The organism is Cupriavidus sp. 22TCCZM04-2 (assembly GCF_057798895.1).
Genome location: NZ_JBYOJS010000034.1, coordinates 21,314 through 28,217 on the forward strand (window position 1 = coordinate 21,314; position 6,904 = coordinate 28,217).

Here is a 6,904-nt window from a genome sequence, read left to right on the forward strand (position 1 = left end):
CAAGGGCTGCCGGCAGTCATTTTTCTTCCGGGCGGGCACAAGCTGGTGTCCGCAAGCTGGCCGCCCGGGTGCCGATCACGCGTCGCGCAGATAGGTGATAAGCTGATCGGCGCGGCTCGGGTGACGCAGCTTGCGCATGGCCTTGCTTTCGATCTGGCGGATCCGCTCGCGCGTCACATCGAACTGCTTGCCGACTTCTTCCAGCGTGTAGTCGGTCGCCATGTCGATGCCGAAGCGCATGCGCAGGACCTTGGCCTCGCGCGGCGTCAGTTCGTCGAGCATTTCACGCACGACTTCGCGCAGGCTGGCCTGCAACGCGGCGTCGGCCGGCGTTGCGGTGTCCGAGTCGGCAATCATGTCGCCCAGGCTCGTGTCACCGTCTTCACCCACCGGCGTTTCCATCGAGACCGGTTCGCGGGCGATCTTCATGATCGCGCGGATCTTCTCCTCCGGCATGTCCATGCGCTCGGCGAGCACGGCCGGATCGGGTTCCTTGCCGGTCTGCTGCATGAGCTCGCGCGACAGGCGGTTGAGCTTGTTGATCTGCTCGATCATGTGGACCGGGACGCGGATCGTGCGGGCCTGGTCGGCAATCGCGCGCGTCACGGCCTGGCGCACCCACCACGTCGCGTACGTGGAGAATTTCCAGCCGCGGCGGTACTCGAACTTGTCCACGGCCTTCATCAGGCCGATATTGCCTTCCTGGATCAGGTCCAGGAACTGCAGGCCGCGGTTCGTGTACTTCTTGGCGATCGAGATCACCAGGCGCAGGTTGGCCTGCGTCATCTCATGCTTGGCCTGGCGCATCTGGCGCTCGGCGGCCAGCATCTTGCGGTTCACCGCCTTCAGCTCGGCCAGCGGCAGGATCGCGCGGGCCTGGATGTCGATCAGCTTTTGCTGATGGGCTTCCAGGTCGGGCAGCGCGCGCGCCACGGCAGCGCTGTACGGGCGCGATGCGGCGGCCAGGTCGCGGCCCCAGTTCAGGTTGGTCTCGTTGCCCGGGAAGCGCGCGATGACATCCTCGCGATCCATGCCGCAACGATCGACCAGCAGCTGGACCACCTGGCGCTCGACCACGCGGACATCGTCAACCATGCTCTGGACGTCGGCGCACAGGCGTTCGATGGTTTTCGCGGTGAAGCGGATCGTGCGCAGTTCTTCACGCACGGTATCGCGGGCGATCACGAAGCCTTTCGAGTCCGTGCCGTTGGTCGCGCTTTCCTGCTGCATGCGCTCGAACTGCTCGGCAACGCGGGCAAAGCGCTTCAGGCATTCGTCGCGCAGCTTGGCGAGGTCGGCTTCAGCGTTTTGCTGCGCGCTGTTGCCGTCGTCGGCGTCGTCGTCGTCCTCGTCGCCATCGCTATCGTCCGAGGCGTCGGTGCTGTCGTCGTCGGTGTCGTCAGCGCTGGCGCTCACGGTGACATCGGCGCCGGTTTCGTCGCTCAGGCCATCGACCAGGTCGTCGATGCCCATTTCACCGCTGGCAACGCGGCCCGACAGTTCGAGGATGGTCGCGATCGTGGATGGGCAGGCCGAGATGGCATGCACCATATTGTTCAGGCCTTCCTCGATCCGCTTGGCGAGCTCGACCTCTTCCTTGCGCGTCAGCAGCGTGGCGGAGCTCATTTCGCGCATGTACATGCGCACCGGATCGGTAGTCCGGCCAAACTCCGAGTCCACGGTCGACAGCGCTACCTCGGCCTCTTCGTCGGCCTGGTCGTCGGACGCCACCACCGCGTTGTCGCTGAGCAGAAGCGTCTCGGCATCGGGCGTCTGCTCGAAGATCTTCACGCCCATTTCGGCGAACGTGGTGACGATGCTTTCCATCGCCGCCGTGTCGGTGAAGTTCTCTTGCAGATGGTCGCTGATGTCCGCGTGGGTCAGATACCCACGCTGCCTTCCCAGCTGGATCAGGGCACGCAACTGCTGGCTGCGCGCGTTGACTTCGTCCGGCGACATGGATTCCGCCGAGGCGCCAAGGGCTTTGACTGTACCTGCATCGCGGCCTTTGGCAGCCGTTCGTTGTGGACCGCTCGTCATCTACTGCTGTTTCCTTCGTGAATCGCGTTTTGATTGCAGCGTGCACGCATTGCGTGCGTTTTCTGGCCTGCTGTCAAGGCATCGGATCGGCATTGGGCGTGGCGATGAGCCAAAAAGGCCGTGTTGTCCGTGAGCAGGGGGCGTATATTCTACAGCGTTTGTTGCGTTGCAGCATGTCGGGTGCGCTTGCAAAGGCCTGGATGGGCCGGGAGCACTCCCGACGTTCACGATCTGTTTGCGCCCCATCTTGCCCGCCACACCAACCACAGGGGCGCAAAGCCCTGCATTCGATACGGCGCCAATCAGGACCCCGAGAAGCGCGGACGGCCCCCGAATACAGCCTCACCCGATACCCCGGGACTCGCTGCGGCAACCTAGCAGTATACCTCTGGTCAGGATTCTGGGTAAGACAACAATTGAATCGCCATGTGACGCAAGGCTAGCGCGCAACACTGGCAAGTGGCGGATCGGCCCATGTATACTCGCCCTCAGATCGCCTCCCGGACCGCCCGTATGCTTGCACCGCCGACATCCGCAGACGCACCGACGGCCGTTTCCCGGACCACGGGACCTTTCGGGGAAGAGCTCGAATCGCTGCGCAAGCGGGAACGGCTGCTTGCGCTTGCCATTGCGGGCAGCGGCACCGGCATCTGGGACCGGAATGTGGCAACGGGCGAAATCCACTACTCAAGCGGCTGGAAATCCATGCTCGGCTATGCCGACTGGGAGGTGTCGAGCCGGATCGAGGACAGCTACCTGCGTCTTCATCCCGACGACCTCGAGTACGTCAAGGCGACGATGCAGGCCCATTTCGATGGTCAGAGCGACAGCTATGAGGTCGAACACCGGATCCGGTGCCGCGATGGCAGCTACAAGTGGATCTGCAGCCGGGGCAAGGTCGTGGACCGCGACAGTGAGGGCCGCGCGCTGCGCATGGTCGGCACGACCACCGACATCACTTCGCTGCGCACCATGTCGGAGAGCCTGCGCGAGGCCGTCAACCTGGTCACGAACCTGACGAACGAAGTGCCGGGGCTGGTGTTCCAGTACCGCGCCAGGCCCGGGGGACGGTCGTATTTCTCCTACGCCAGCGCTGGTATCAGGGATATATACGAGCTGACGCCGGCCCAGGTGGCTGCGGATGCGTCGTGCATCGATGCGTTGATTCATCCTGCCGATCTGGCTGCTTATCATGCCTCGTTTGGTGCTTCAGCCGCACAACTCTCGCCATGGCATCTGGAGTATCGAGTGCAGTTGCCGATGCAGGGCCTGCGCTGGCGCCAGGGCGATGCCAGGCCGCAGCGCTTGCCTGATGGCAGCACCCTGTGGCATGGCTTCATCACGGACGTGACCGAGCGCAAGCGCATCGAAGCGGAGCTGCAGGAACTTGCGACCATCGACAGCCTGACCGGGCTACCGAACCGGCGGCACTTCATGATGCAAATCGAGGCGCGGCTCGCCAGCCTGCAGATCGGCCGCGGCGCCGGCGTGGCGCTCATGATGTGCGATCTCGACCATTTCAAGTCGATCAACGACCGCTGGGGCCATGGGGTCGGGGATCGCGCGCTGCGTCACTTCGGCAGCATCCTGCGCGCGCATTTGCGGCCCGACGACATGGCGGGGCGCCTCGGAGGCGAGGAATTCGGGATCCTGCTCGATGGTGCCGATTTGCGCGGCGCGATTGGCGTGGCGGGACGGATCCAGCAGCGTATTGCCGAGTACCCGCTGATCGAGCAGGACCAGCGGATCGACCTGACGGTCAGCATTGGTGTCACGCTCCTGACGGCGGCGGATGCCAATGCCGAAGCCCCGTTGTCGCGCAGTGACCTGGCGCTGTACCGTGCAAAGAAGGGCGGTCGCAACCGGATCGAATCCTGACGTCCTGACGCGTTCAGGCTTGCAAACAACGGGTATCCCGATCATGCGAAATGCGCCTATTTTCTTGCTGAAGCGTCAGTCCCGGCGCGGCCTGGTCTGCCTGGTTACCGGCGTTCTTGCAGCCACTGCGCAGTCCGCCGGGGCCGAGGAGCCCGCTGCGCAGGGCTACGAGGACGTTTGCCGTACCATCTGGTTTCCACGCGGAGCACGCATACAGATGGAGGCGGACGGCACCATGCCGCTGTCCCGCAAGACCATACTGCGGCCGCCATTGCCGACGGAGGCGGGCTGCCAGGCCGACATCGAGATTCACTCCAAGACAGCGTTGGCTGCATTGATGGGGCCGCCGGTGGTGACCGAGCAACAGCAACGCGTGCTGCTGCGGCCCGCCGCCAACGGATCGCCTGCCAGTATCTCGGGGCAGGCAACCGTCAATGCATGGGCGCGTTATGCGCGTCTTTACGGAACGACCACCATTGACGCGGTGGGGTTGCTTGATAACCAGTATCAGGGCCTGCCACTGCGCGAAGGCGACGTGCTTCCTGGTGAAACCGTCGACGCCAGCGCGTCCTTCACCATCTTTTCGCGCGATTCCGGGGATGAGGCGGGCAAGCTCATCGCTCCGCACGCGACGGTGTCGGTGACATCGCGCCGAGTGGGCAAGCGCGAAATCATGCGCACCGCGCTGGGTCAGTCGGAATGCGTGCCAATCGAGTATGTGCGCACGACTTCCCTTGGGCCCATGGTGGTTGCGGGCGAGCAGATCGTGACGAAGCCTACGAGCATGCGGGTCACGGACTGGTATTGCCCGGCCAATCGCATGGTGATGCGCCAGGACGTGTCCGAGGAGGGCAAGGTGCAGCACATTGTCACGACAGTCGTCGAGCAGCTGGCTGGAGCCTCGGACCAGGCGCAATAGCGCGGGGACCTACCTGATGGCGTCCCAATTGCTGTGACGTAGTCCAGGCATCACAAATCAGAGGGGCTTTTGTGTTCAAAAAGTCTCCTATTCCCGTTCTCATAAAAGGGGCTTGCCAGTCAGGGGGCAAGCGATTAACATCCGCTCCCTTCTGTTGGAGGCTCCGCTGCAAAGCGTCGAGGCGAAGGCAGGTTGCAGGAACGAACCCGGCAGCAAAATAGCCGGAAAAAAAGAAATTTCTCGAAAAGCTTGATTAACCGAAGAAAGTTCTTTAAAGTCTCGTTCCTTCGCTGCTGACGCAAACGCAGCGACGCAAAACGGCAAAGCCGGTTGCGCAGTTCTTTAACAATCAAACAACCGATAAGTGTGGGCGCTTGATAGCGGATGCGAAAGACTTCGGTCTTTTAGCTTAAAAGTTATCAGTGCTCGCACAGCAAAACGTGACTGGATTTTCGGATCTGGTCAGTCAGTTTTCTGAGAGTGAGCGACCGCTCGAAAGAGCGAGGACCTTCGGGTCCACACAGAGATTGAACTGAAGAGTTTGATCCTGGCTCAGATTGAACGCTGGCGGCATGCCTTACACATGCAAGTCGAACGGCAGCACGGGCTTCGGCCTGGTGGCGAGTGGCGAACGGGTGAGTAATACATCGGAACGTGCCCTGTCGTGGGGGATAACTAGTCGAAAGATTAGCTAATACCGCATACGACCTGAGGGTGAAAGCGGGGGACCGCAAGGCCTCGCGCGATAGGAGCGGCCGATGTCTGATTAGCTAGTTGGTGGGGTAAAGGCCTACCAAGGCGACGATCAGTAGCTGGTCTGAGAGGACGATCAGCCACACTGGGACTGAGACACGGCCCAGACTCCTACGGGAGGCAGCAGTGGGGAATTTTGGACAATGGGGGCAACCCTGATCCAGCAATGCCGCGTGTGTGAAGAAGGCCTTCGGGTTGTAAAGCACTTTTGTCCGGAAAGAAAACCTCTGCCCTAATACGGCGGGGGGATGACGGTACCGGAAGAATAAGCACCGGCTAACTACGTGCCAGCAGCCGCGGTAATACGTAGGGTGCGAGCGTTAATCGGAATTACTGGGCGTAAAGCGTGCGCAGGCGGTTTGATAAGACAGGCGTGAAATCCCCGAGCTTAACTTGGGAATGGCGCTTGTGACTGTCAGGCTAGAGTATGTCAGAGGGGGGTAGAATTCCACGTGTAGCAGTGAAATGCGTAGAGATGTGGAGGAATACCGATGGCGAAGGCAGCCCCCTGGGACGTCACTGACGCTCATGCACGAAAGCGTGGGGAGCAAACAGGATTAGATACCCTGGTAGTCCACGCCCTAAACGATGTCAACTAGTTGTTGGGGATTCATTTCTTCAGTAACGTAGCTAACGCGTGAAGTTGACCGCCTGGGGAGTACGGTCGCAAGATTAAAACTCAAAGGAATTGACGGGGACCCGCACAAGCGGTGGATGATGTGGATTAATTCGATGCAACGCGAAAAACCTTACCTACCCTTGACATGCCACTAACGAAGCAGAGATGCATTAGGTGCCCGAAAGGGAAAGTGGACACAGGTGCTGCATGGCTGTCGTCAGCTCGTGTCGTGAGATGTTGGGTTAAGTCCCGCAACGAGCGCAACCCTTGTCTCTAGTTGCTACGAAAGGGCACTCTAGAGAGACTGCCGGTGACAAACCGGAGGAAGGTGGGGATGACGTCAAGTCCTCATGGCCCTTATGGGTAGGGCTTCACACGTCATACAATGGTGCGTACAGAGGGTTGCCAACCCGCGAGGGGGAGCTAATCCCAGAAAACGCATCGTAGTCCGGATCGTAGTCTGCAACTCGACTACGTGAAGCTGGAATCGCTAGTAATCGCGGATCAGCATGCCGCGGTGAATACGTTCCCGGGTCTTGTACACACCGCCCGTCACACCATGGGAGTGGGTTTTGCCAGAAGTAGTTAGCCTAACCGCAAGGAGGGCGATTACCACGGCAGGGTTCATGACTGGGGTGAAGTCGTAACAAGGTAGCCGTATCGGAAGGTGCGGCTGGATCACCTCCTTTCCAGAG

Annotated in this window: 3 protein-coding genes and 1 rRNA gene; 3 read left to right on the plus strand and 1 reads right to left on the minus strand. The window is 61.0% G+C overall.

Annotated elements, in window-relative coordinates:
• Positions 1-75: 75 nt before the first annotated feature.
• Entirely contained in the window at positions 76-2,040 is a 1,965-nt protein-coding gene (gene rpoD / locus AC3FKG_RS29010) for an RNA polymerase sigma factor RpoD (protein ID WP_483711328.1), read from the minus strand.
• Between the two features lie 459 nt (positions 2,041-2,499).
• Between rpoD and AC3FKG_RS29015 the strand changes: the two genes are divergently transcribed.
• From AC3FKG_RS29015 to AC3FKG_RS29025, 3 genes are all read left to right on the plus strand, one after another.
• A complete protein-coding gene (locus AC3FKG_RS29015) occupies positions 2,500-3,918 on the plus strand; it encodes a sensor domain-containing diguanylate cyclase (protein ID WP_488744793.1) in 1,419 nt (472 codons plus the stop codon).
• 19 nt (positions 3,919-3,937) lie between these two features.
• Entirely contained in the window at positions 3,938-4,837 is a 900-nt protein-coding gene (locus AC3FKG_RS29020; RefSeq protein ID WP_488744794.1) for a hypothetical protein, read from the plus strand.
• 529 nt (positions 4,838-5,366) lie between these two features.
• A 16S ribosomal RNA gene (locus AC3FKG_RS29025) occupies positions 5,367-6,898 on the plus strand.
• The last annotated feature ends 6 nt before the right edge of the window (positions 6,899-6,904 follow it).

What these genes read in the sequence shown, in the direction of transcription:
- rpoD (WP_483711328.1), bottom strand. Translation starts at nt 2,040, where the DNA reads ATGACGAGCGGTCCACAACGAACGGCTGCCAAAGGCCGCGATGCAGGT.